Origin of the sequence: Rhodoferax sp. TS-BS-61-7 (assembly GCF_002943465.1) — a bacterium.
GTDB lineage: Bacteria > Pseudomonadota > Gammaproteobacteria > Burkholderiales > Burkholderiaceae_C > Allorhodoferax.
In genome coordinates this window covers 151550-175521 of the sequence record NZ_PTQY01000005.1, presented here as the reverse complement: position 1 = coordinate 175521, position 23972 = coordinate 151550, and the positions used below count along the sequence as shown (strand labels likewise).

23 protein-coding genes are annotated in these 23972 nt (G+C 63.1%); 4 read left to right on the top strand and 19 right to left on the bottom strand.

The annotated features are described in order from the left end of the window. Positions 1–310: 310 nt before the first annotated feature. From C5F53_RS14540 to C5F53_RS14525, 4 genes are all read left to right on the top strand, one after another. Positions 311–922 carry a 1-acyl-sn-glycerol-3-phosphate acyltransferase gene (locus C5F53_RS14540; RefSeq protein ID WP_105262102.1) on the top strand — a complete coding sequence of 204 codons (612 nt, stop codon included), beginning with the start codon at positions 311–313 and terminating at the stop codon, positions 920–922. An 8-nt stretch (positions 923–930) separates the two neighbouring features. Continuing rightward, positions 931–1920 (top strand): phosphatidate cytidylyltransferase, encoded by a 990-nt coding sequence (locus C5F53_RS14535; RefSeq protein WP_105262101.1) that lies wholly within the window; start codon positions 931–933, stop codon positions 1918–1920. Between the two features lie 40 nt (positions 1921–1960). Further along, entirely contained in the window at positions 1961–2509 is a 549-nt protein-coding gene (gene ruvC / locus C5F53_RS14530) for a crossover junction endodeoxyribonuclease RuvC (RefSeq protein WP_105262100.1), read from the top strand. Between the two features lie 81 nt (positions 2510–2590). Continuing rightward, positions 2591–3355 (top strand): ABC transporter substrate-binding protein, encoded by a 765-nt coding sequence (locus tag C5F53_RS14525; protein WP_105262099.1) that lies wholly within the window; start codon positions 2591–2593, stop codon positions 3353–3355. Here the strand turns inward: C5F53_RS14525 and C5F53_RS14520 are convergent. The 19 genes from C5F53_RS14520 to hslU all read right to left on the bottom strand — a co-directional run bounded on the left by C5F53_RS14520 (position 3352) and on the right by hslU (position 23969). Further along, the gene (locus tag C5F53_RS14520; RefSeq protein ID WP_105262098.1) at positions 3352–3651 is read right to left on the bottom strand and encodes a flagellar basal body protein; all 300 of its coding nucleotides are present in this window, start codon (positions 3649–3651) and stop codon (positions 3352–3354) included. The genes C5F53_RS14525 and C5F53_RS14520 overlap by 4 nt on opposite strands. Positions 3652–3693: 42 nt before the next feature. Next, positions 3694–3870 carry a hypothetical protein gene (locus C5F53_RS20355; protein ID WP_201740863.1) on the bottom strand — a complete coding sequence of 59 codons (177 nt, stop codon included), beginning with the start codon at positions 3868–3870 and terminating at the stop codon, positions 3694–3696. A 13-nt stretch (positions 3871–3883) separates the two neighbouring features. Continuing rightward, entirely contained in the window at positions 3884–4807 is a 924-nt protein-coding gene (gene lpxC, locus C5F53_RS14515) for a UDP-3-O-acyl-N-acetylglucosamine deacetylase (RefSeq protein WP_105262270.1), read from the bottom strand. Between the two features lie 32 nt (positions 4808–4839). After that, entirely contained in the window at positions 4840–6081 is a 1242-nt protein-coding gene (gene ftsZ / locus C5F53_RS14510) for a cell division protein FtsZ (protein ID WP_105262097.1), read from the bottom strand. 119 nt (positions 6082–6200) lie between these two features. Then, a complete protein-coding gene (gene ftsA, locus C5F53_RS14505) occupies positions 6201–7430 on the bottom strand; it encodes a cell division protein FtsA (RefSeq protein ID WP_105262096.1) in 1230 nt (409 codons plus the stop codon). Between the two features lie 25 nt (positions 7431–7455). After that, positions 7456–8241 (bottom strand): cell division protein FtsQ/DivIB, encoded by a 786-nt coding sequence (locus tag C5F53_RS14500; protein ID WP_105262095.1) that lies wholly within the window; start codon positions 8239–8241, stop codon positions 7456–7458. Then, positions 8238–9191, bottom strand: coding sequence for a D-alanine--D-alanine ligase (locus C5F53_RS14495; protein WP_105262094.1), 954 nt, complete (start codon positions 9189–9191; stop codon positions 8238–8240). The genes C5F53_RS14500 and C5F53_RS14495 overlap by 4 nt, the downstream gene beginning before the upstream one ends. A gap of 5 nt (positions 9192–9196) precedes the next feature. Continuing rightward, complete coding sequence (murC, locus tag C5F53_RS14490; RefSeq protein WP_105262093.1) at positions 9197–10624, bottom strand: UDP-N-acetylmuramate--L-alanine ligase; 1428 nt, start codon at positions 10622–10624, stop codon at positions 9197–9199. Then, the gene (gene murG, locus C5F53_RS14485; protein ID WP_105262092.1) at positions 10621–11685 is read right to left on the bottom strand and encodes an undecaprenyldiphospho-muramoylpentapeptide beta-N-acetylglucosaminyltransferase; all 1065 of its coding nucleotides are present in this window, start codon (positions 11683–11685) and stop codon (positions 10621–10623) included. The genes murC and murG overlap by 4 nt, the downstream gene beginning before the upstream one ends. Further along, positions 11682–12938 carry a putative lipid II flippase FtsW gene (gene ftsW / locus C5F53_RS14480; RefSeq protein WP_105262091.1) on the bottom strand — a complete coding sequence of 419 codons (1257 nt, stop codon included), beginning with the start codon at positions 12936–12938 and terminating at the stop codon, positions 11682–11684. The genes murG and ftsW overlap by 4 nt, the downstream gene beginning before the upstream one ends. Further along, positions 12935–14878 carry a UDP-N-acetylmuramoyl-L-alanine--D-glutamate ligase gene (murD, locus tag C5F53_RS14475; RefSeq protein WP_105262090.1) on the bottom strand — a complete coding sequence of 648 codons (1944 nt, stop codon included), beginning with the start codon at positions 14876–14878 and terminating at the stop codon, positions 12935–12937. Before murD ends, ftsW begins: the two co-directional genes overlap by 4 nt. Continuing rightward, positions 14875–16053 (bottom strand): phospho-N-acetylmuramoyl-pentapeptide-transferase, encoded by a 1179-nt coding sequence (mraY, locus tag C5F53_RS14470; protein ID WP_105262089.1) that lies wholly within the window; start codon positions 16051–16053, stop codon positions 14875–14877. The genes murD and mraY overlap by 4 nt, the downstream gene beginning before the upstream one ends. Before the next feature lie 18 nt (positions 16054–16071). After that, the gene (murF, locus tag C5F53_RS14465; protein WP_105262088.1) at positions 16072–17487 is read right to left on the bottom strand and encodes a UDP-N-acetylmuramoyl-tripeptide--D-alanyl-D-alanine ligase; all 1416 of its coding nucleotides are present in this window, start codon (positions 17485–17487) and stop codon (positions 16072–16074) included. A gap of 5 nt (positions 17488–17492) precedes the next feature. Beyond that, the gene (locus C5F53_RS14460) at positions 17493–18989 is read right to left on the bottom strand and encodes a UDP-N-acetylmuramoyl-L-alanyl-D-glutamate--2,6-diaminopimelate ligase (protein WP_105262087.1); all 1497 of its coding nucleotides are present in this window, start codon (positions 18987–18989) and stop codon (positions 17493–17495) included. Then, positions 18989–20722 (bottom strand): penicillin-binding protein 2, encoded by a 1734-nt coding sequence (locus C5F53_RS14455; protein ID WP_105262086.1) that lies wholly within the window; start codon positions 20720–20722, stop codon positions 18989–18991. The genes C5F53_RS14460 and C5F53_RS14455 overlap by 1 nt, the downstream gene beginning before the upstream one ends. Beyond that, positions 20719–21000: a cell division protein FtsL gene (ftsL, locus tag C5F53_RS14450; RefSeq protein ID WP_105262085.1), complete on the bottom strand. Its 282-nt coding sequence runs from the start codon at positions 20998–21000 to the stop codon at positions 20719–20721. The genes C5F53_RS14455 and ftsL overlap by 4 nt, the downstream gene beginning before the upstream one ends. Next, on the bottom strand, positions 20997–21932 hold the full coding sequence (gene rsmH, locus C5F53_RS14445) for a 16S rRNA (cytosine(1402)-N(4))-methyltransferase RsmH (RefSeq protein ID WP_105262269.1): 936 nt from the start codon (positions 21930–21932) through the stop codon (positions 20997–20999). The genes ftsL and rsmH overlap by 4 nt, the downstream gene beginning before the upstream one ends. Before the next feature lie 9 nt (positions 21933–21941). Next, positions 21942–22370 (bottom strand): division/cell wall cluster transcriptional repressor MraZ, encoded by a 429-nt coding sequence (gene mraZ, locus C5F53_RS14440; protein WP_094482051.1) that lies wholly within the window; start codon positions 22368–22370, stop codon positions 21942–21944. A gap of 264 nt (positions 22371–22634) precedes the next feature. Next, positions 22635–23969 carry an ATP-dependent protease ATPase subunit HslU gene (gene hslU / locus C5F53_RS14435; protein WP_105262084.1) on the bottom strand — a complete coding sequence of 445 codons (1335 nt, stop codon included), beginning with the start codon at positions 23967–23969 and terminating at the stop codon, positions 22635–22637. Positions 23970–23972: the final 3 nt, after the last annotated feature.

The window sequence follows — 23972 nt, the reverse complement described above, 5'->3', positions numbered from 1 at the left end:
CGGTTCTGCGTTTTTTCCGTTGCACGCAGCGGACCAGGGGTGAGCCCCGCCGCTCGTGTCCCCCGGGCCGTGAGGGCCCTCCTCCTTTACCTCGCTTTGGTGCTCACCCCTGGTCCGCTGCTCGGGTTGCGTGTGTAACGCTCACCCGCCAAACCGGCTCCGGTGGGTGGGGTGCTTCGCGCAGTGAGGTAAAGGAGGAGGCCCTGGAGGGCCGGGGGACACGAACGGAGCGAAGTACCCCGCCCGCCGGAGACAGCGAGAGAGAAAACCCCCAGCACCAGAGCCACAACCCCTAGGTATCATCCCCGCCATGCTAGCCAAGTTGATGAGTTACTTTTTGCTCGGTTTGATCCGGGTGCTGACCGGTGCGCAAGCGCGCTGGCACGGCTGCCCGCCCAAGGCCGAGCAGCGCATTTATTTTGCCAACCACCAAAGCCACGCCGACCTGGTGATGATCTGGGCCGCCCTGCCCAAAGAGCTACGCCACATCACCCGCGCCATTGCCGCCAAAGACTACTGGACCAAGACACCCTTCAAGAAATGGCTGACCACCGAAGTGTTCAACGTCATCTACGTCTCGCGCGACCGCACCGCTGATGAAGACCCGCTGGAACCGCTGATGGACGCACTCACCAATGGGGACTCGATCATCCTATTCCCCGAAGGCACACGCGGCCACTTTGAGGAACCGCAGGCCTTCAAGGCCGGGCTCTACAACCTGGCGACCAAGTTCCCCCACGTCGTGTTGGTCCCCGCGTGGATCAACAACGTGCAACACGTGTTGCCCAAAGGCGAAGTGGTGCCCGTCCCGGTGTTGTGCTCGGTCACCTTTGGCGCGCCCATGCAGGTGCAGGCCGGTGAAGACCACCGCAGCTTCCTGACCCGCGCACGCAATGCCGTCATCGCCCTGCGCGACGTCTAAGGGCTTCCATGTACTTTTATCTGAAGAACCTCACAGCCACGCAGCAGATTGGCGCGCTGTTCATCATCGTGTTCGGCCTGCTACTGCTCTCCAGCATCGTGGCCTTTGTGCTGTCGCTGCGCGAACATGCGGACGATGCCGCGGGCGACCTGCGCCGCAAGGAGCTGAAAAGCCTGGACGGCGTGATTCGCACCAGCTGGTTCATGATGTTTGTGTTCTGGATCGGTTGGGTGGCGGGCGACTGGGTCGCGCTCACGCTGTTTGGCCTGGTGTCCTTCTTCGCGCTGCGCGAATTCCTCACGCTGTCCCCCACACGCCGGGGCGACCACCGCAGCCTGGTGCTGGCCTTTTTTGTGGTGCTGCCGCTGCAGTACTGGCTGGTGGGCACCGAACACTTTGACATGTTTGCGGTGTTCATCCCGGTCTACGTGTTTCTGGCGTTACCGCTGACTAGTGCGCTGGCCAACGACCCACTGCGTTTTCTGGAGCGCAATGCCAAGCTGCAGTGGGGGATCATGGTCTGCATCTACGGCATGAGCCATGTGCCCGCGCTGCTGATGCTGAACTTCCCCGGATACGACAACAAAAATGCCTTCATGGTGTTTTTTCTGGTGCTGGTGGTGCAGACCTGCATGGCCACCCAACACCTGGTCTCGCGCAAGCTCATGCGCCCGCCCGTGGCACCGGCCATCAGCCAGAGTTTCAACTGGCCGAGCTGGTGGATTGGCATGGTGGTGGCCAGCCTGTTTGGTGCGCTTTTGGCCGGTATCACGCCCTGGGTGCCGGGCACCGCGTTTGCCTTCAGCTTCATCGCCTGCCTGGCGGGCTCCATGGGGCACTTTGTGATGAAGGCGCTGAAACGTGACCGCGGCATCCCCAGCTGGGGCAACGAAGGCAAGGGGGTCACCGGGGCCGGTGGCCTGCTGGACCGGGTCGATGCGCTGTGTTTTGCAGCACCCGTGTTTTTTCACTCAGCCAGGTGGTATTTTGACCTCTAGCACCCGTAGAACCTGCGCGAGCAGCTCCTGAAACCATAGCATGCGAATTCTTGGCATTGACCCCGGCCTGCGCACCACCGGCTTTGGTGTGGTGGACGTGGTGGGCGCCGACGTGCGTTATGTAGCCAGCGGCACCATCGGCACCCAGCACCTGGACACGCGCGCCCTGCCCGAGCGCCTGAAGGTGCTGTTTGACGGCATGGGCGAGGTGGTGCAGCGTTACCAGCCCACCTGCGCGTCGATCGAGATCGTGTTCGTCAACGTCAACCCGCAGTCCACCCTGCTGCTGGGCCAAGCGCGCGGCGCGCTGATCACCGCACTGGTCACCGCCGGGCTGCCGGTGGCCGAATACACCGCGCTGCAAATGAAACAGGCCGTGGCCGGCCACGGCCGCGCGCAGAAGGACCAGATCCAGGAGATGGTGAAACGCCTGCTGAGCCTGCCGGGCTTGCCCGGGCCCGACGCGGCTGATGCCCTGGGCCTGGCCATCACCCACGCCCATGCGGGCAAGGCCATGGCCCGGCTGGCCGCCGCGGACGGCCTGGGTGGCAATGGCAAGGTGTCCTACCGTGCTGGCCGGCGGCATTAAGCGCGCCTGGTTTGATCCAGCGTAAGACTGACGACATGGCCTGCCTGTAGTATCTAAACGCTGCACATTCCTTTCTGGTCCATGCCTTCTTCCCTGACGCGCAACTGCCTTCTCTCCCTGTCCATCGGGCTGCTCGCCTGGACTGCTGGGGCCGCCCCAGGTGGGGCCAACAGCCTGGTGGCCTACACCGAACAATGGCCACCCTACAACTTTGCCGAAGCGGGCAAGGTGCAGGGCATTGCCACCGATGTGCTGCGCGCCGCCTGTGAGCTGGCCCAGTTGCGCTGCAGCTTTCAGGTCGTGCCCTGGGCCCGCGGCTACAAAGTCGTGCGCCACACCCCCAACACCGTGCTCTACACCACCGCGCGCAAACCTGCACGGGAAGACCAGTTTCTCTGGGTCGGCCCTTTGCTGCCGCGCACCACCTGGGTCTACACCCGCAACATCCCCGGTGCGCCCATTCGGGATGCCAAAGAGCTGGCCCAACTGCGCATTGGCGTAGTGCGCGAGGAAGCCGCCCAGCAAGACCTGCTAGCCGCCGGTGTACCCGCAAGCGCACTGGTGGAAGAAAGCTCCAACGACGCGGTGTTTCGCATGTTGATGGGGGACTTGGTGCACGCCATGGTGGACACCGAGGTGGGCATGGCCTGGAATTTGCGCAGCGTGGGTCGCCCCGCAGGCAGTGTCAACAAGCTGCTCAAGCTCAGTGAAGACGGTGGCTACTACTTCGCTCTGAACCTGCAGACCGACCCGCACGTGGTGCGCAAACTGCAGCAGGCGATAGACAAACTCCGCGCGGAGGGGCGCCTGGACGCCATCGTCAAAAACTACGAACCAGCGCCTTAGGCCTTGGTGTCCAGCAAGGCGCCGGCCATCTGGTTACTCGTCTTGAACACCGCCAGGTTGGCAATAAAGCTGTGTTTGGCCTGCAGCTGGGTCACCACATCGGTCTCCAGCGCGTTACCTGCAACTTCGGCCTGACGTACCTCGGTGCTGACGCCGCCACCGGGCTGCTCGGTTTGCACAGTTTCCTGGCGTTTAAAACCTTCGGTGGCCAGGTTGGCCACGTTGTGGGCGCTGGTGTTGAGCGAAGTTTGGGCCGCGTTCATGCCCGAGAGGGCGATGGAAGACAAGGAGTTCATGGGGCAATCCTTTCGCGGCAGGGCCAGAGGTAGCAGAGCCTATTATGCAACCCGCTCCATGATGAGCACCGTGAAAAATCCCCCTGCGGCCAGCAGGGTCCATTTCAAAGTGACCCAACCATAGTGTTTGAAGCGCGGATTTCCGGTGCCAACATAGAAGGCAAAGCACACCGCCGCGCCCAGCAAACACAAAAGGATCAGCCAACGGAACAGCAGCATGGTGAGTGGGTACTTACCAAGCTCGCACGGGCTGGGCAAAGCCCACGGGCGCTTGTTTGACGTCTTCGAAGGTCACCACTTCCCAGCACTCAGGGTGGGCCTGCAGCTCGCGCAGCAGCTTGTTGTTCAGCGCATGGCCGGAGCGGCGCGCGCTGTAGGCCGCCAGCAGGGGCTTGCCCACGATGTAGAGGTCGCCCATGGCGTCCAGGATCTTGTGTTTGACGAACTCGTCGTCGTAACGCAGACCGTCGGCGTTCAGCACCTTGTAGTCGTCCATCACGATGGCGTTGTCCAGACCGCCGCCCAGGGCCAAGCCGTTGGAGCGCATCATTTCCACGTCTTTGGTAAAACCAAAGGTGCGGGCGCGTGCAATGTCACGCGAATACGAGCCGGTGCTCAGGTCAAACTCCACGCGCTGACCGGTAGAGTCCACCGCCGGGTGGTTGAAGTCGATCTCAAAACTGAGCTTGTAGCCGTGGTACGGATCCAGGCGCGCCCATTTCTCGTTGGCGCCCTCGCCTTCGCGCACTTCCACCGGTTTGATGAGCCGGATGAAGCGGCGCGGCGCGTTCTGCATCTCGATGCCCGCACTTTGCAGCAAGAACACAAACGAGGCGGCAGAACCGTCCAGGATCGGGATCTCTTCGGCCGTGATGTCCACAAACAGGTTGTCCACCCCCAGGCCGGCGCAGGCCGACATGAGGTGTTCCACCGTGTGCACCTTGGCATTGCCGCAGGACAGCGTGGACGCCAGGCGTGTATCGGTCACCGACTCGGCCGAGACCACAATGTCCGGCGCGTTCGGCAAATCCACCCGGCGAAACACAATGCCCGTATCCGGCGCAGCCGGGCGCAACGTGATTTCCACACGCTGGCCACTGTGCAGGCCCACGCCTACGGCGCGGGTCAGGGATTTGAGAGTTCGTTGTTTCAGCACAGACTGGATTTTACCGGGGCGCCAATTCACCTTCAGTCAGCCTGTTTACGGAGAAAGGCAGGGATTTCGTAATCATCCATGCCGCCGCTGGACAACGCGTCCACCTTGGCTGCGGCTTGCGTGCGGTTGGTGCGCCACACGCTGGGCGTGGCCATGCTGCCGTAGTCGGGCTGGCTGGCCGTGTGGCCCGTGCCACCCAAGGCCGCTGCGGCGCCGGAGGGCGAAGCAATGGTGTTGAGCGTGGGCACGTGGAAAGGCACGTTGTCGGTTCCGGTGCGCAGCACTTGCAGCGGAGGCGCTGTGCGGCGCGCGCCTTGGCGGCTCAAACCGGTAGCGACCACGGTCACACGAATTTCTTCACCCAACGAGTCGTCGTACGCAGTGCCGTAGATCACGTGTGCATCGGGCGATGCGTAGGCGCGGATGGTGTTCATCGCCAGCTTGGACTCGGACAGCTTGAGGCTGCCCTTGGCCGCGGTGATCAGCACCAACACGCCCTTGGCGCCCGACAGGTCGATGCCTTCGAGCAGCGGGCAGGCCACGGCCTGTTCGGCGGCGATGCGGGCGCGGTCCGGACCCTTGGCCACGGCCGTGCCCATCATGGCTTTGCCGGGTTCACCCATCACGGTGCGCACGTCTTCAAAGTCGACATTCACATGGCCGGGCACGTTGATGATTTCGGCAATGCCGCCCACGGCGTTTTTCAGCACGTCGTTGGCATGGGCAAAGGCTTCGTCCTGGCTCACATCGTCGCCCAGCACTTCCAGCAGCTTTTCGTTCAGCACCACGATCAGCGAATCCACATTGGCTTCGAGTTCAGCCAAGCCGGCATCGGCATTGGTCATGCGGCGACCACCTTCGAAGTCGAAGGGTTTGGTCACCACGCCCACCGTCAAGATGCCCATCTCTTTGGCCACACGCGCAATCACGGGGGCGGCGCCAGTACCGGTGCCACCGCCCATGCCGGCGGTGATGAACAACATGTGCGCGCCTTCGATGGCGGTGCGGATGTCCGCCTCGGCCTGATCGGCTGCCTCACGCCCCTTGTCGGGTTTGCTGCCGGCGCCCAGACCACTGCCACCCAGCTGGATGGTCTTGTGCGCGCTGCTGCGGGACAGGGCTTGCGCATCGGTGTTGGCGCAGATGAATTCCACACCGCCCACGGCGGTCTGGATCATGTGCTCAACGGCGTTACCGCCGCCACCGCCCACGCCGATGACCTTGATTTGGGTGCCTTGGTTAAACGCTTCTTCTTCGATCATTTCGATTGGCATGTTGTTACTCCTGAAAAACTATTTGAATGAATGGGTTGGGTTCTGTAAATCTGTTTGGGGGTGCGTGTTCATTTATGAAGGCGGACTCCCCCGTGCAAGCCAAAGTCTGTGTTTCATGGTTAAAAGTTCCCCACGAACCAGTCCTTGACGGAACCGAATGCTGTTTTCATCGAACCAGCTTTTTGCGCCACCTTGTAGCCGCGCATGCGGGCCAGGCGGGCTTCTTCCAGCAGGCCCATGACGGTGGCCGCACGGGGCTGCGCCACCATGTCAGCCAGCGCGCTGTTGTATTTGGGAATGCCACGGCGCACGGGTTTGAGGAAGATGTCCTCGCCCAGCTCGACCATGCCCGGCATGATGCAGCTGCCGCCGGTGAGCACGATGCCGCTGGACAACACCTCTTCATAGCCCGACTCGCGCATCACCTGGTTCACCAGGCTGAAGATTTCCTCGATGCGCGGTTCGATCACCCCAGCCAGCGCCTGGCGGCTCAGCATGCGCGGGCCGCGGTCACCCAGGCCGGGTACTTCCACCTGCACCTCGGGGTCCACCAGCAACTGCTTGGCGTGGCCGCTCTCGACCTTGATCTCTTCGGCGTCCTTGGTCGGTGTGCGCAGTGCCATGGCAATGTCGCTGGTGATCAGGTCCCCGGCAATCGGAATCACAGCGGTATGGCGGATTGCACCGTTGGTGAAGATCGCCACATCCGTCGTACCCGCGCCAATGTCCACCAGTGCTACGCCCAGCTCGCGCTCGTCTTCGGTCAACACGCTGAGGCTGCTGGCCAGCGGATTGAGCATGAGCTGCTCGACTTCCAGACCACAGCGGCGCACACACTTGATGATGTTCTCGGCCGCGCTCTGGGCGCCGGTCACGATATGCACCTTGGCTTCCAGACGGATGCCGCTCATGCCAATGGGTTCGCGCACATCCTGGCCGTCGATGATGAATTCCTGTGGCTCCACCAACAGTAGGCGCTGGTCGGTGCTGATGTTGATCGCCTTGGCGGTTTCCACCACGCGCGCCACATCGGCCTGCGTCACTTCGCGGTCTTTCACCGCCACCATGCCACTGCTGTTGATGCCACGGATATGGCTGCCCGTGATGCCGGTGTAGACACGGCTGATCTTGCAGTCGGCCATCAGCTCGGCCTCTTTCAGGGCCTGCTGGATGCTCGCCACCGTGGCGTCGATGTTGACCACCACGCCCCGCTTAAGGCCATTGCTGGGTGCAATGCCCAGGCCGGCCAGCTTGAGCTCGCCCCCGGGCATGACCTCGGCCACCACCGCCATCACCTTGGCGGTGCCGATGTCCAAACCGACTACCAAATCTTTGTACTCTTTTGCCATATGTGGTCCTGCAATGCCTTGTGCGCTACTTTTTGGGCGCATCCGCTACCAGCGTGCTCACGCCGCGCAGCTTGATGGCATACCCGTTTTCATGGCGCAGGTCTGCCGACTCCACGGCCTGCAGCGGCCGTGCGTAGCGGGAAGTCACCTGCGTCAAGGTTTTCAAAAATCGTTGCACGCGTGTATCCACCTCGGCCACCGTGCCGCGGCCCAGCTCCAGGCTGGCACCAGTGTCCAGGCGCGCGCGCCAACTGCCGCGGCCAGTCAGCTCCAGCTGCTCCAGCGGCATTTCCATCGTGGCGAACTGCGGCTCCAGCGTGCGATACATGGCCAACACCTCGGCGCTCTGCCCCTCAGGCCCGTGGAGGCGCGGCAGGCCCTCTTGCTCGACCTCCCCGACGTTGGCCTCAAACACCTCCCCCTGCTGGTTAATCAAGCGCGATTCAGCCTCCGCCCCCCAGTACGCCACCGCCTGGTGCTCCTGCAGATTCACATGCAGGCGGTTGGGAAACTCGCGGCGCACCACGGCACGGCGCACCCAGGGCACCGACTCAAAGGCCGAGCGCACCCGCGCCAGGTCCACCGTGAAGAACGTGCCGCTCAAACTGGGTGCCACATTGGCACGCAGGGTCAACGGGTTGTTGTGGTTCATGTCACCCGACACGCTGATGCCCTGCAAGTCAAACGCCGGCAGGCGCGACACCCAACGCCCTGCGGCCAACAGCGCCAGGCCGGCAAACGCCAGGAACAGCACCGCAGCGGTGGTGTTCATGAGTTTGACGTCCAGCGGTGTAGCCGCAGCAGCGTTCATTTCGATACGCTCCCGTCAGTACTGGTACTTTGCAGCAAACGCACACACAGGTCTTCGTAGCTGATGCCGGCGGCCTTGGCTGACATGGGCACCAACGAGTGGCCGGTCATGCCCGGCGAGGTGTTGATCTCCAGCAGGTAGGGCGTGCGTGTCTTGGCGTCGATCATCACGTCAGCCCGCGCCCAGCCGCGGCAGCCCAGCACCTGGTAGGCCTTGCTGACCAAGGCGCGAATCGCCGCCTCCTCGCCGTCGGGCAGACCGGCGGGCACGAGGTACTGCGTCACATCGGTGAAGTACTTGTTCTGGTAGTCGTAGTTGCCCTCGGGCGCCACGATGCGGATCACCGGGAAGGCCTCGGGCTGCTCGTTGGGGCCCAGCACCGGGCAGGTCACCTCATCACCGGCAATGAACTGCTCACACAGCACCATGGGGTCATGCTGCGAGGCCAGCGCGTAAGCCGCATCGCACTGGTCCGCCGACATCACCTTGGTGAAACCGATGGAAGACCCTTCACGCGCAGGCTTCACGATCATGGGCGCGCCCAGGGCGGCAAACGCCGCATGGGTTTGCGCCGCACTGCTGACCTGCTGCCAGGCCGGCGTGGACAGCCCCTCGAAGCGCCAGATGCGCTTGGTCATGACCTTGTCCATGGAGATGGCGGACGCCATGACGCCCGAGCCGGTGTAGGGAATGCCCAGCAATTCGAGCGCACCCTGCACCGTGCCGTCTTCACCAAAACGGCCATGCAGCGCGATGAAACAGCGCGCAAAACCTTCGCGCTTCAGATCATCCAGCGGACGCTGGGACGGGTCGAACGCATGCGCGTCCACCCCCTTGGACTGCAGCGCCTTGAGCACGCCACTACCCGACATGAGCGACACCTCACGCTCCGCCGAGGCGCCGCCCATCAGCACAGCCACCTTGCCCAAATTTGAATGATTTTGGCCCATAGCCCTTATCCCTTCTGCGCGAGCAGCTCCTGTTTTTGTAGCATGTCAGCAATTTTTCCGGGTACGGCACCAATCGACCCGGCGCCCATACACACCAGCACATCGCCGTCGCGGGCGTTGTCGATCGCGGCCTGCGGCATCGCGGCAATTTCGTCCACAAAGATCGGCTCCACCTTGCCGCCGATACGCAGCGCGCGCGCCAGCGAACGGCCATCGGCCGCCACGATGGGAGCTTCACCTGCGGCATAGACCTCGGCCAACAGCACGGCGTCGGCGCCCGCGCCAATCACCTTCACAAAGTCTTCAAAACAGTCCCGCGTGCGGGTGTAGCGGTGCGGCTGGAAGGCCAGTACCAGGCGGCGCCCCGGGAAGGCCCCGCGTGCAGCAGCCAGCGTGGCCGCCATTTCGACCGGGTGGTGGCCGTAGTCGTCGATGACGGTGACCGTGCCGCCCTGGGGCAAGGGCAGATCGCCATACCGCTGGAAGCGGCGGCCCACGCCCTTGAACTCGGCCAGCGCCTTGACCACGGCCGCATCAGGAATGTTGAGCTCCACCGCCACGGCAATGGCCGACAGCGCGTTGAGCACGTTGTGCAGACCGGGCAGGTTCAGCACCACCTCCAGGTCGGGCAGCACCACGCCGTTGCGGCGCTGCACCGTGAAGTGCATCTGCCCACCCACGGCACGTACGTTCACGGCGCGCACTTCGGCTTCTTCGTTGAAGCCGTAGCTGGTGATGGGGCACGTAACCTGTTCACAGATGTCGCGCACAGCGGCGTCATCGGTACAGAGGATGGCGGCGCCGTAAAACGGCATGCGGTGCAGGAAATCAACAAAGGCTTTTTTGAGCTTGCCGAAGTCGTGACCATAAGTTTCCATGTGGTCGGCGTCGATATTGGTCACCACGGCCATCACGGGCAGCAGGTTCAGGAAGGACGCATCACTTTCGTCGGCTTCCACCACGATGTAGTCACCACTGCCCAAGCGGGCGTTGGCACCGGCACTGTTCAGGCGGCCGCCAATCACAAAGGTAGGGTCCAGCCCGGCCTCGGCCAACACACTGGCCACCAGGCTGGTGGTGGTGGTTTTGCCGTGGGTGCCGGCAATGGCAATGCCCTGCTTGAGGCGCATCAGCTCCGCCAACATCAGCGCACGCGGCACGATGGGAATCTTCATCTCGCGGGCGCGGATGACTTCGGGGTTGTCCGACTGCACGGCGGTAGACGTGACCACCGCATCGGCCCCCGCCACGTTGTCGGCTGCGTGGCCTACGTACGTTGTGATGCCCAATGCCGCGAGGCGCTGGGTGGTGGCGTTGTCGGCCAGGTCGGAGCCCGAAATGACGTAGCCCAGGTTGCTCAGCACCTCGGCAATGCCGGACATGCCGGAGCCACCGACACCGACGAAATGAATGTGCTTGACGGCGTGTTTCATGTTGCGAGCTCCTCGCAGGCAGCCACCACCGCTTCGGTGGCATTCAGTTTTTGCATCTTTTTGGCCTCTAGCCCCCGTTGAATCAGCGCGGGGCGCTCTGTTTTCTGTAGCAATGTGGCCAATGCCTCGGGTGTCATCTCCGCCTGGGGCAGCAGCCAGCCGCCACCCTGGTCGACCAGGAAGCGGGCGTTGAAGGTCTGGTGGTCGTCCACCGCAGCGGGGAAAGGCACAAACACGGCGGCGGCGCCCACGGCGGCAATCTCGGTCACGGTGCTGGCGCCGGCGCGGCAGATCACCAGGTCGGCATCGGCAAACGCCTGGGCCGTGTTGTCGATGAATGGGGTCAGTGTGGCCAACACGCCGGCAGCAGCATAGTTGGCGCGCAGCTCGTCGATCTGTTTCTCGCCGGCCTGGTGCGTCACCACGGGGCGCTGCGCTTCGGGGATCAGCGCCAGTGCCAGCGGCACCATGGTGTTGAGCGCGCGCGCCCCCAGGCTGCCGCCCACCACCAACACCTTGAGCGGACCACTGCGGCCGGCAAAACGCGCATCGGGTGCGGGCAGGTTCAAAAACTCGGTACGCAGCGGGTTGCCTACCCACTCAGCTTTTTTCAGCACGTTCGGGAAAGCGGCAAACACACGATCCGCCACGCCGGCCAGCACCTTGTTGGCCATGCCAGCCACGGAGTTTTGCTCGTGCAGCACCAGGGGTTTGCCGCAGAGCACGCCCATCATGCCGCCGGGGAAGGTGATGTAGCCACCCAGACCCACCACCACATCGGGCTTCACGCGGCGCACCACCTGCAGGCTCTGCCAGAAGGCGCGCAGCAGCTTGAAGGGCAACAGCGCCAAGGTGGTGAGCCCCTTGCCACGCACCCCGCCAAAATCCACCAGCTCCAGCGGAATGCCGCGGGCAGGGACGATACGGCTTTCCATGCTGCCGGGCGCGCCCAGCCAGTGCACGCGCCAGCCCTTATCCCGCAAGGCCTGCGCCACGGCCAGGCCGGGGAAGATGTGGCCACCCGTGCCGCCGGCCATGATGAGGGCGCACTTCTGCGTCATACGCGCCCCCCGTGCATCAATTGTCTATTCTCATAGTCCACGCGCAGCACCACCGCAATCGCCACCAGGTTCAGCAAGATGGCCGATCCGCCGTAACTCATCAGTGGCAGGGTCAAGCCCTTGGTGGGCAGCGCGCCCAAGTTCACACCCATGTTGATAAAGGCCTGGAAGCCCATCCAGATGCCCACACCCTGCGCCACCAGACCGGCAAACACGCGGTCCAGCGCGATGGCCTGGCGGCCGATGTGCATGATCCGGCGCGTGAGCCACAGGAACAGGCCGATGACCACAACCACTCCGATCAGGCCGAACTCTTCGCCAATCACGGCCAGCAAAAAGTCGGTGTGGGCTTCGGGCAACCAGTGCAGTTTCTCGACGCTGCCGCCCAGGCCCACGCCAAACACCTCACCGCGACCAATCGCGATCAAAGAGTGCGACAACTGGTAACCCTTGCCCAGCGTCAGCTTTTCGTCCCAGGGATTCAAGTAGGCAAAAATGCGCTCGCGCCGCCATTCGGAGGTGGCAATTACGACGGCAAAAATCATCACCATCAGCGTGGCCATCAGGAAAAACATGCGGGCATTCACGCCGCCCAGGAACAGGATGCCCATGGCGATCACGGCAATCACCATGAAGGCGCCCATGTCGGGCTCAGCCAGCAGCAGCAGGCCAATCACCGCCACCGCCACCGCCATCGGGGCCACTGCGCGGAAGAAACGCTCCTTCACGTCCATCTTGCGCACCATGTAGTCGGCCGCATACAGCAGCACGGCAAACTTGGCCAGCTCGGACGGCTGGAAGTTCATGACGCCCAGCGAGATCCAGCGGCGGGCACCGTTCACGCCCTTGCCAATAAACGGCATCAGCACGGCAATCAACAGCACCAGCGACAGCACAAACAGCCAGGGTGCCAGCTTCTCCCAGGTCTGCATGGGGAACTGGAAGGCGATCAACGCGGCCACAAACGCCACCATGATGGAGAACGAATGCCGCACCACAAAGTGGGTGTGGGCGTAGTTGGAAAACTTGGGGTTGTCGGGCATGGCAATCGATGCCGAATACACCATGACCAAGCCCCACAGCAACAAGGCCACGGTGACCCACACCAGCGGCTGGTCGAACCCTTTCACCTGCGTGGGGGTGGTGTTGGCCGCAAACGAGCCACGCCCGCCCAGGCGCACCGGCAAGGCGCCCGAGGCCCCATCGGCCTTGGGGCTGAACCAGCCCATCAGGGTTTGGCGCAAGGCGGTCATGCCAGGTGCTCCATGTCCACACCGCTGGACAGGGCCAGCTCTTTCACCGCGGCACAGAAGACCTGGGCGCGGTGTTCGTAGTTCTTGAACATGTCAAAACTGGCGCAGGCCGGTGACATCAACACCGCGTCCCCCGCATGGGCGCGGGCGTTGGCCAGGGTCACGGCGGCTTCCATCGAATCGGCATCGACCAGCGGCACCTCGGCCGACACAATCGCCTCGCGGATCAGCGGCGCATCGCGGCCGATCAGCACCACGGCACGTGCGTAGCGGGCCAGCGGTGCGGCCAGCGGCGTGAAGTCCTGGCCCTTGCCCTCGCCGCCCAGAATCACCACCAGCTTGCGGTCGGCCCCAAGGCCCTGCAAGGCGGCCACGGTGGCACCCACATTGGTGCCCTTGCTGTCGTCAAAAAACTCCACGTCGTTGAGGATGCCAATGGGCTCCACGCGGTGCGGCTCGCCGCGGTACTCGCGCAGGCCAAACAAAATGGGGCCCAGTGCACAGCCTGCTGCGGCGCACAGCGCCAAGGCGGCCAGCGCATTGCTGGCGTTGTGGCGGCCACGGATGCGCAGTGCGTCGGCCGGCATCAGGCGCTGGAAGTGCAACTCTTCGGCTTCCTCCTTGCGCTTGCGGCGGGTTTCGTCGGCCTCCAGCGCACGCACCAGCCAGACCATGCCGTTGACTTCTTCCAGTCCAAAGTCGCCGGGGCGCTGGGGCATGTCGCTGCCAAAGGTGACGTGGGCGCGCTCCTGCGGGCGCTGCAGCTTGACGCGCACCGGCTCTGGCAGCATGGCCATCACGGCCGCATCGTCGCGGTTCAGCACCATCAGGCCCTGCTGGCCAAAGATGCGGGACTTGGCCTCGGCATAGGCTGGCATGCTGCCGTGCCAGTCCAGGTGGTCCTGCGTCACGTTGAGCACCACGGCCGCTGTGGGCTCAAAACCAGTCACGCCGTCCAGCTGAAAGCTGGACAACTCCAGCACCCAGACTTCGGGCAGGGTGTTGGCATCGAGGTGGCCCGACAGCGTGTCCAGCAGCGTGGGGCCAATGTTGCCGGCCACGGCCACGGTTTTGCCCGCATGGGCCACCAGTTGGCCGGTGAGCGAGGTGACGGTGGTTTTGCCATTGGTGCCGGTGATGGCCAACACCGCGGGGGCATAACCCTGGGCGCTGTGCAAGGCCTGCAAGGCCATGGCATACAAGCCCAATTCGCCTCCAACATAGATCCCTATTGCGCGAGCAGCTCCTAAAACAGGAGCAATCTCGTCCGAACTCAAACCCGGCGAACGGTACACGGCGTGCAGGGTCTGGCCCTCCACCAGGGCTGCGGAGAAGGCGCCGGGCACAAAACGCACGAGGGGCAATTCTTGTTGCAGCGTGGCCAGTTGGGGCGGCGCGTTGCGCGTGTCGGCCACGGTGATGCTGGCCGCACCGGTGCGGGCACACCAGCGCGCCATGGCCAGACCTGATGCACCCAGGCCCAGGATCAGAACGTGCTGGCCGGCCAGCGGCGCAAAGGGGGCATCAGCCGCTGCCGGCACGGCGTCAGGGCCCGCGTCGGGCGAACTCTCATCAGCAGGCGCCACGGCGGCGTCAGCCTGCAGCGTGGGCTCGGCCTTGTCTGCCTGCACATCGGCAAAAATCTGCGCCACAAAGGCTGCGGCGTCGCGCGCGGCCGTCAGCGTGGTGGGCAGACCACGGGCCTCTTTGACAGGTTCTGCCGCCAGCGGTACGGCCTGCGCCGCAGACGCCAATACCTCAGGCGCCTCCGACGCTGTGGGCGCATCCGCCAGTTCTGGCACCGTCACCGAAGCGGCATCGGACACAGGCTCCTGGACCTCTTCGGGCGGCAGTCCCTCGTGCACACGCGGCTCCACCCCGCCGTCCTGGGTGGACGCTGCGGGGTGTTCGCCGGGCAGGTGTGCTTCGTGTTCGTTCATCGCAACTTCAGGGTGGACAAGCCCACCAGGCACAAAAGCATGGTGATGATCCAGAAGCGGACCACCACCTGGGTTTCTTTCCACCCCGATTTTTCGAAGTGGTGGTGCAGCGGCGCCATCTTCAGCAAGCGGCGGCCTTCACCAAACTTCTTTTTGGTGTATTTGAAGTAGGTCACTTGCAGCATCACCGACAGGGCCTCGGCCACAAAAATGCCGCCCATGATGGCCAGCACAATTTCCTGGCGCACGATGATGGCAATGGTGCCCAGCGCACCGCCCAGGGCCAGCGCGCCCACGTCACCCATGAACACCTGCGCAGGATGGGTGTTGAACCACAAAAAGGCCAGGCCGGCACCGGCCATGGCGGCGCAGAAAATCATCAGTTCACCTGAACCCGGAATGTGCGGAAAAAACAGGTACTTGGAGTACACGGCGCTGCCCGTCACATAGGCAAACACGCCCAGCGCCGAGCCCACCATCACCACCGGCATGATGGCCAGGCCATCCAGCCCGTCAGTCAGATTCACAGCGTTGCTGGAGCCCACGATGACCAGGTAAGTCAGCACCACAAAGCCCAGCACCCCCAGCGGGTAACTCACCTCTTTGATAAAGGGCAACAAGAGACCGGCCTTGGGTGGCAGGTTCACGTCAAACCCGGAACGCACCCAGTTGAAAAACAGCTCCAACACGCGCAGATTGGAGCTCTCTGAAATGCTGAACACCAGATACAGAGCGGCCAGCAGGCCAATCACCGATTGCCAGAAATACTTCTCGCGCGAGCGCATGCCTTCGGGGTCTTTGTGCACCACCTTGCGCCAGTCGTCGGCCCAGCCAATGGCGCCAAAACCCAGCGTCACCAGCAGCACGATCCAGACAAAACGATTCGACAGGTCGGCCCACAGCAGGGTGGAGATGGCGATCGACAAGAGAATCAGCACCCCGCCCATGGTGGGCGTGCCACTTTTGCTCAGGTGGGTTTCCATGCCGTAGCCGCGAATGGGTTGGCCAATCTTGAGTTCACGCAGGCGGCGAATCACAAACGGACCTGCCGCCAACCCAATCAACAAGGCCGTCAAGGCGGCCAACACCGCACGGAAGGTGAGGTACTGGAAGACGCGAAAAAACCCGAATTCGGGCGACAGGGTTTGCAGCCATTGGGCCAGGCTCAGCAGCATGAAAACGCTCCAAAAATATCAAACAGCATGGGTGCCCCCTGCAGGGGCGGGCGCGGCGTGGGCCAGGGCCTCCACCACACGCTCCATGCGCATAAAACGCGATCCCTTGACCAACACACTGGCCACACCAGGCAACAGGGCACGGGCGCGCACCAGCAGCGCCTCGACGTCGGCAAAGTGCTCCGCCCCCGGGGAGGCCTGGACGGCGTGCACTGCCATTTCGCCCAAGGCCAACACATGGGTGATGCCCTGCGCGTGTGCAAAACGGCCGGCTTCGGCATGGAATTCGGGGCCTTGCTGACCCACTTCACCCATGTCGCCAAGCACCAGCAAACGCGGGCCTGGCAAGTCGGCCAGCACCTGAATAGCGGCACGCATGGAGTCGGGGTTGGCGTTGTAGGTGTCGTCCACCAGCGTGGCATGCAGCCCGCTGTGGCTGATCAACAGGGCACGGCAGCGGCCCTTGACCGGCACAAAGGCCTGCAGGCCCTGCGCCACCGCCTGGGTGCTGGCACCCGCGGCCAAGGCGCAGGCGGCCGCGGCCAGCGAGTTCTTCACGTTGTGGCGCCCGGCAATCGCCAAGCGGTAGCTCAGGGCGCCCCAGGGCGTGCTGGCCTGGACTTGCCAGGCACCATCCACCCACTCGGCGTCCGTGCACAGCACCTCTTGCACGGCACCGGCAGACTGCCAACCAAACTGCACGGTCTTGCGGTTCGCGGCCAGGCCTTGCCACACCGCGGTGTAGTCATCGTCCAGCGGGAAAACCGCCACACCGTCAGCAGGCAAGGCGGCAAGCACCGTGCCGTTTTCCTGGGCCACGGCCTCTACGGTGTGCATGAACTCCAGGTGCTCACGCTGCGCGTTGTTGACCAGGGCCACAGTGGGTTGGGCCATGGCGGCCAGCCCGGCGATCTCGCCAGGGTGGTTCATGCCCAGCTCGACCACAGCCAGGCGGTGCTCACTACGCAGGCGCAGCAGGGTCAGCGGCACACCAATGTCGTTGTTGAAGTTGCCACGCGTGGCCAGCGCCGCACCACCGGGGGCCTGTGCCTCCAGAATGGCGGCCACCATTTGTGTGACCGTGGTTTTGCCGTTGCTGCCGGTGACCGCCACCAGGGGCAAGGTGAACTGGGCGCGCCATGCGGTGGCCAACTGGGCCAGGGCCTGCTTGGTGTCGGCCACTTCGATGCGCGGCAAGCCTGCGGGGTAGGCCGAAGATTCCAGCCCGGCATGGCACAACACGGCCGTGGCACCTTGGGCCTGGGCATCGGGCAAAAAAGCATTCGCATCAAAACGCTCGCCCTGCAGGGCCACAAACAGATCACCGGCCTCAATCGTGCGGGTATCGGTGTGCACCCGTTGCACCGACAGGTCCGCCGGGCCCACCAGGTGCGCACCGTCCAACCAAGTGGCCACCTGGGCCAAAGTCATCATGGCACTCACGCAGCACCCCCGGATGTGGTTTGGCGAGCCTGCAACGCCGCCAGGGCATGTGCATGATCCGAAAAAGCATGCTTCACACCCGCCAGCTCCTGGGTTTCTTCATGGCCTTTGCCAGCCAGCAAAATCACATCGTTTGCCGCGGCCTCGCCCACGGTGCTGCGGATGGCCAATGCGCGGTCCACTTCCACGTCCACCCCTTTGTTGTCCACCAAGCCCAACAGGATTTGCGCCACGATGGCCTCGGGGCGTTCGCTGCGCGGGTTGTCACTGGTCACCACCACGCGGTCGGCATGCTGGGCGGCGATCGCCCCCATCAGCGGGCGTTTGGAGGCATCGCGGTCACCGCCACAGCCAAACACGGCCCAGAGCTGGCCGGCACGCGCTTGCGCCATGGGGCGCAGGGCTTGCAGGGCCTGGGCCAGCGCATCTGGCGTGTGGGCATAGTCAATTGCCACCAGGGGCTCGCCCTGCCCGCCCACACACTCCATGCGACCCGGTACGGGCAGCAGGGTGCTGCAGGCGGCCACGGCGGCGGCCAGCGGCACACCCAGGCAACGCATGGCGGCAATCACACCCAGCAAATTGGAAACGTTGTAATGGCCGATGACCTGGGACTGCAGGGTGCAAGACACATCGCCCTCCACCACCTCAAAGGCCATGCCACTGGCGGTGTGGCGCAATTGCTGGGCGCGCAGGCGTGCCGGCTGCTGGCTCGACACCGTCCACAGGTCCAGCGTGCCCGCCAGTTCGTCGGCCAGGATCGCACCATATCCGTCGTCGATGTTCACCACCGCATGGGCCAGGCCCGGCCAGGCAAACAGCTTGCGCTTGGCGACCCAATAGGCCTCCATGCTGCCGTGGTAATCCAGGTGGTCCTGGGTAAAGTTGGTAAACACCGCGACCTGGAGTTGGGTGCCGGCCAGGCGTTGCTCTTCAATCCCGATAGACGACGCTTCCATGGCACAGGCGCGTAAGCCCTGGTCTACAAACTGGCGCAATGTCTGTTGCACGCGCACGGGGTCGGGCGTCGTCAGCCCGGTGGACAACACATGGGGCGGCTGCCCTACGCCCAGCGTGCCAATCACCCCACACGGCAGCGCTTGCCCCGCAGGCAAAACACCCAGCGCCTGGGCCAACCACCAAGCGGTGCTGGTTTTGCCATTGGTGCCGGTCACCGCCACCACGGGCAGGGTCTGCGAGGGCTGGCCATAAAACTGGGCGGCAATCAGGCCCGCATCGGCCTTGAGACCGGCGTAACTGGCCACATGGTGGGCATCCAGCGCAAAAGCAGACGCACCGTCTTGCTCCACCAGGCAGGCCACCGCGCCACGGGCCAAGGCCTGGGGCGCAAAACTGCGGCCATCTACCGCGGCGCCTGGCCAGGCAATAAAAGCTTCCCCCGCCACCAGCTGCCGGCTGTCGGTGCGCAGAGCACCCGCCCCGCGCTCGCGCAGCCATTGCACCGCCTCTTGGGGTGACGTGAGGTGGCGCATCAGAAACTTTCCTCCACCGCGTCCGTCACGATCTGTGGGCGCACCGCCATGTCGGGCTGCACGCCCAACATGCGCAGGGTTTGCTGCACGGTTTCGCTGAACACGGGCGCCGCCACATCACCGCCAAAGTATTTGCCATTGCTGGGCTCGTCAATCATCACGGCCACCACAATGCGCGGGTTATCAATCGGGGCGACACCTACGAAGAAGCCGCGGTACTTTTTGTCCGCATACCCCTTGCCCTCTTGCTTGTGGGCGGTGCCGGTTTTGCCACCCACAGAGTAACCCATGGTCTGGGCTTTGGGCGCAGTGCCACCAGGGCCTGCGGCCATGTGCAACATGTTGAGCACGGACTTGGCATGGCGCGCCTCAAACACCCGCACACCGGCCACCTGCTCCGAAGTTTTGAGCAGGGTCACCGGCACCAACTCGCCATCCCGTGCAAACACACTGTAGGCGCGCGCCAGCTGAAACAGGCTGGCCGAGAGGCCGTAGCCATAACTCATGGTGGCCTGCTCAATCGGGCGCCAGGTCTTGTAGGCACGCAGACGACCACTCACCACACCAGGGAAAGGCACCTGGGGCTTTTGCCCCAACCCAACCTGGCTGAACATGTCCCACATCTCGTGGGGCTCCATTTGCATGGCCAACTTGACGGTGCCCACGTTGCTGGACTTCTGGATCACCTCACTCACGGACAACACGCCGTGGGGGTGCGAATCGGTGATGGTGGAACCCGTGATCGTGATGCGCCCCGGTGCGGTCTGGATCGGTGTCTCGGGCCGAACCATGCCCTGCTCCAGCGCCAAGGCCACCACAAACGGCTTCATGGTGGAGCCAGGCTCAAAGGTGTCGGTGAGCGCCCGGTTGCGCAACTGGGCACCCGTCAGATTGGCACGTTTGGCGGGTGAGTAGCTGGGGTAGTTGGCCAGCGCCAGCACTTCCCCTGTCAACACATCGAGTACCACCACGCTGCCCGCCTTGGCCTTGTTCTCCACAACGGCATCGCGCAGCTTCTGGTAGGCAAAAAACTGCACTTTGCTGTCGATGCTAAGTTGCAGGTCCTTGCCTTCGAGTGGCGGAATCTGGTCTCCTACGTCCTCCACCACCCGGCCCAAGCGGTCCTTGATCACGCGGCGTGAACCGCTACGACCGGCCAGCTCTTTGTTGAAGGTGAGCTCCACACCCTCCTGACCCTTGTCTTCCACATTGGTAAAGCCCACCACATGGACAGCGGACTCCCCCTCAGGGTACTCGCGCTTGTACTCCTTGCGCTGGTAGATGCCCTTGATGTTGAGCTCGGCAATTTGTTTGGCCACGGCAGCGTCCACCTGGCGCTTGATCCAGACAAAGGTCTTGTCCTCATTCGCCAGCTTGCGCGAAATGTCGGCCGCCGGCATCTCCAACAACTTGGCCAAACGCTGCAATTGCGCCTTGTCCATTTCCACGTCTTCGGGAATCGCCCAAATGCTGGGCGCGGGTACGCTGGAGGCTAGGATCAGCCCATTGCGGTCCAGAATGCGGCCGCGGTTGGCCGGCAAATCCAGTGTGCGCGCAAACCGCACCTCGCCCTGGCGCTGGAAAAAATCGTTCGCCACCACCTGGATATAGGCCGCACGGGCGGCCAGCCCCACAAAGCCCAGCGCAATCACGCCCACCACAAACTTGCTGCGCCACACCGGGGTGCGGCTGGCCAGCAGAGGACTGGAGGTGTACAACACGCTACGGCTCACGGCGTGGCCCCTGGCGCGGTGTAAGTCACGTAGGTGGTGATACCCGGTGTGGCCTGGCGCATTTGCAGCTGATCTTTGGCCAGGCGCTCCACGCGCGCAGGCGTTGCCTGGCCGCGTTTTTCCACCTGCAGGCGCTCAAACTCCGTCTCCAGCCGGCGCGCTTCGGCGCGCGCGCGCTCCAGCTCCACGAAGACACGGCGCGATTCGTACTGCATGCCCACCAAATACAAGGCGCTGGCCACCACAGCAAGGAGCAACACGAGATTCAACCGAATCACGCCGCCATCCTTTGCGCCACGCGCAAGATGGCACTGCGCGAGCGCGGATTGCCCGCCACTTCGGCCGCACTGGGCTTGATGCGGTCCAACGCTTTAAGCTTCATGACCTTGGGGGCGGCAAACGGCGCGCGGCGGTCGTACTCGTCTTTGGAGTGTTTGGCAATGAACTGCTTGACGATGCGGTCTTCCAGCGAATGGAAGCTGATCACCGCCAGGCGCCCACCGACCTCCAGCACGTCCAGGCTGGCGTCTAGCGCTTGTTGCAGCTCCTCAAGCTCGGCGTTGATGAAAATCCGAAGAGCCTGAAATGTGCGCGTTGCAGGGTTCTGGCCCTGCTCGCGGGTTTTGACCGTGTCAGCCACGAGTTGGGCCAGCTCGGAGGTGGTTGAAATTGGCCCCCGTTCCTGTCGGCGAGCAGCAATCGCCTTTGCAATTGGCCCAGCAAACCGTTCTTCACCATATTCACGTATCACCTCCGCGATTTGATTGATCTCGGCTGTTGCCAGCCACTGGGCCACACTCTCACCGCGCGTGGTATCCATGCGCATATCCAGGGGACCTTCAAAGCGGAAGCTGAAGCCCCGCTGTGGGTTGTCAATTTGGGGGGAACTCACGCCCAGGTCCATCAACACACCAGCCAGGCTGGCCGCAGGCAATTCACCCAAATGGGAGAAACCTTCGTGGCGGATGGAAAAACGGGGGTCGGTGATGCTGGCGGACTGCGCCACGGCGTCAGGGTCGCGGTCAAAGGCAACCAGGCGACCGGTGGGACTCAACTGCTCAAGAATGCGGCGCGAATGGCCGCCACGGCCAAAGGTCGCATCGACATAGGTGCCGTCCGCCGCGCCCGCATAGGGCAAACCGTCGTTGCTGAACAATGCGTCTACTGCTTCGTTCAACAAGACGGTGGTGTGGGTCCAAGGAGCTTCCACCGTCACACCTTAGAAAGAAAAGTCTTTAAAGACATCGGGCATTTCGCCCTGCATGGCCTTGGCCTCTTGGGCGTCGTAGGTGGCCTTGTCCCACAGCTCAAAGTGGTTGCCCATGCCCAGCAACATGGTGTCTTTGGCAATGCCAGCAGCTTCGCGCAGCTCGGGCGAAACCAACACGCGCCCCGTGGCGTCCATTTCCACGTCCATCGCGTTGCCCAGGAAGATGCGCTTCCACCACTGGGCCGACATCGGCAGGGCTGCAATACGTTCGCGGAATTTTTCCCACTCGGGGCGGGGAAACACCATCAGGCACCCGTGGGGGTGTTTGGTGATCGTGAGTTGGCCAGCCGCTGTCGCGCTCAAGACGTCACGATGCCGGGTCGGTACTGATAACCGACCCTTTGCATCCAGACTGAGAGACGAGGCCCCTTGGAACACCGTGAAATACCTACTTTTGTTGCGACAGCGTGGAAATAGCAATTGCGCGGCACTTTTCACCACTAAATTGCACTTTTTTGCACTGTATCAGCAAAAGCCGCGCTGGCAAGAGGGCTTGCGCGAAAATTTTCCAATGAAATCAAGGACTTAGAAGCGTTTTTGCAGGCGAATGGCAGGCAAAAATCGTTCTAAATTAAGCACTTAGCGCGCCTTATGAAAGTGATGCATGAAACACCCACCTCCCCTACCGTTTGTCCGAACGGCTTACAGGATGTAACGTGAAAGATCCTCGTTCTGGCTCAGCTCACCCAGGCGCGCATCCACATACACCGCATCAATCGACACGGTTTGCCCGGCCAAAGACGTAGCACCAAAGCTGACTTCGTCCAGCAGACGCTCCATCACGGTGGACAAGCGGCGCGCGCCGATATTCTCCGTGCGTTCGTTGATCTCAAAGGCAATCTGCGCCAGGCGCGTAATGCCCTCGGGGGTAAACGCCAACGTCACCTGCTCGGTGGCCAGCAGCGCCTGGTATTGCTTGACCAACGAGGCATGGGTCTGCGTGAGGATGGCTTCAAAGTCCTGCACGGACAGCGACTGCAGCTCCACCCGAATCGGGAAGCGCCCCTGCAGCTCCGGAATCAGGTCACTGGGTTTGCTCAGATGGAAAGCGCCGGACGCCACAAACAGAATGTGGTCGGTCTTGACCATGCCGTATTTGGTAGACACCGTGGTGCCCTCCACCAGCGGTAACAAATCTCGCTGCACACCTTGGCGCGACACCTCGGCCCCGCTGCCCTCACTGCGCGACGTGACCTTGTCGATTTCATCGATGAAAACAATGCCGTTCTGTTCCAGCAGGTGCAAGGCCTGGCTTTTGATATCTTCTTCGTTGACGAGTTTGGCGGCCTCTTCGTCCACCAGCAGCTTGTGGGCTTCGCTGATCTTGAGCTTGCGCGTCTGGCGTTTGTTCTGGCCCAGTTGGCCAAACATGCCACGCAGCTGCTCGGTCATTTCCTCCATGCCGGCAGGCCCCATGACTTCGAGCTGGGGTGTGGGCGCTGCCACGTCGATGTCGATCTCGCGATCGGCCAACAGGCCTTCGCGCAGTTTTTTGCGGAAGGTCTGGCGTGCCGTGTTTTCAGGCGTATCCGTGGCTGCCGCAAAACCAAATTCGCTACGGGGCGGTGGCACCAGAATGTCCAGAATCCGCTCTTCCGCCGCATCTTCGGCGCGGGCGCGCACCTTGGTTTTTTCGGCCTCACGGGTTTGTTTGACGGCAATGTCGGCCAGGTCGCGGATGATGGCATCCACATCCTTGCCCACGTAACCTACCTCCGTGAATTTGGTGGCCTCGACCTTGATAAAAGGCGCATCGGCCAGACGCGCCAGGCGGCGGGCGATCTCTGTCTTGCCCACCCCGGTGGGGCCAATCATCAGAATGTTTTTGGGCGTGATTTCACTGCGCAGCGCAGCGTCCACCATTTGCCGGCGCCAGCGGTTGCGCAGGGCAATCGCTACGGCGCGTTTGGCCTGGGCTTGTCCAACGATGTGTTTGTCCAGCTCGGCAACGATGTCCTGGGGTGTCATGGCGTGCATATC

Excerpts from the sequence above, each read along its gene's own strand:
- murG (WP_105262092.1), bottom strand. The coding sequence starts at position 11,685 with ATGACGCAGAAGTGCGCCCTCATCATGGCCGGCGGCACGGGTGGCCAC.
- C5F53_RS14520 (WP_105262098.1), bottom strand. The coding sequence starts at position 3,651 with ATGAACTCCTTGTCTTCCATCGCCCTCTCGGGCATGAACGCGGCCCAA.
- hslU (WP_105262084.1), bottom strand. The coding sequence starts at position 23,969 with ATGCACGCCATGACACCCCAGGACATCGTTGCCGAGCTGGACAAACAC.
- ftsA (WP_105262096.1), bottom strand. The coding sequence starts at position 7,430 with ATGGCAAAAGAGTACAAAGATTTGGTAGTCGGTTTGGACATCGGCACC.
- C5F53_RS14500 (WP_105262095.1), bottom strand. The coding sequence starts at position 8,241 with ATGAACGCTGCTGCGGCTACACCGCTGGACGTCAAACTCATGAACACC.
- C5F53_RS14525 (WP_105262099.1), top strand. The coding sequence starts at position 2,591 with ATGCCTTCTTCCCTGACGCGCAACTGCCTTCTCTCCCTGTCCATCGGG.
- C5F53_RS14460 (WP_105262087.1), bottom strand. The coding sequence starts at position 18,989 with ATGCGCCACCTCACGTCACCCCAAGAGGCGGTGCAATGGCTGCGCGAG.
- C5F53_RS14540 (WP_105262102.1), top strand. The coding sequence starts at position 311 with ATGCTAGCCAAGTTGATGAGTTACTTTTTGCTCGGTTTGATCCGGGTG.
- C5F53_RS14495 (WP_105262094.1), bottom strand. The coding sequence starts at position 9,191 with ATGGGCCAAAATCATTCAAATTTGGGCAAGGTGGCTGTGCTGATGGGC.
- murD (WP_105262090.1), bottom strand. The coding sequence starts at position 14,878 with ATGAACGAACACGAAGCACACCTGCCCGGCGAACACCCCGCAGCGTCC.
- ftsW (WP_105262091.1), bottom strand. The coding sequence starts at position 12,938 with ATGACCGCCTTGCGCCAAACCCTGATGGGCTGGTTCAGCCCCAAGGCC.
- murF (WP_105262088.1), bottom strand. The coding sequence starts at position 17,487 with ATGATGACTTTGGCCCAGGTGGCCACTTGGTTGGACGGTGCGCACCTG.
- mraY (WP_105262089.1), bottom strand. The coding sequence starts at position 16,053 with ATGCTGCTGAGCCTGGCCCAATGGCTGCAAACCCTGTCGCCCGAATTC.
- murC (WP_105262093.1), bottom strand. The coding sequence starts at position 10,624 with ATGAAACACGCCGTCAAGCACATTCATTTCGTCGGTGTCGGTGGCTCC.
- ftsZ (WP_105262097.1), bottom strand. The coding sequence starts at position 6,081 with ATGCCAATCGAAATGATCGAAGAAGAAGCGTTTAACCAAGGCACCCAA.
- ruvC (WP_105262100.1), top strand. The coding sequence starts at position 1,961 with ATGCGAATTCTTGGCATTGACCCCGGCCTGCGCACCACCGGCTTTGGT.
- C5F53_RS20355 (WP_201740863.1), bottom strand. The coding sequence starts at position 3,870 with ATGCTGCTGTTCCGTTGGCTGATCCTTTTGTGTTTGCTGGGCGCGGCG.
- C5F53_RS14535 (WP_105262101.1), top strand. The coding sequence starts at position 931 with ATGTACTTTTATCTGAAGAACCTCACAGCCACGCAGCAGATTGGCGCG.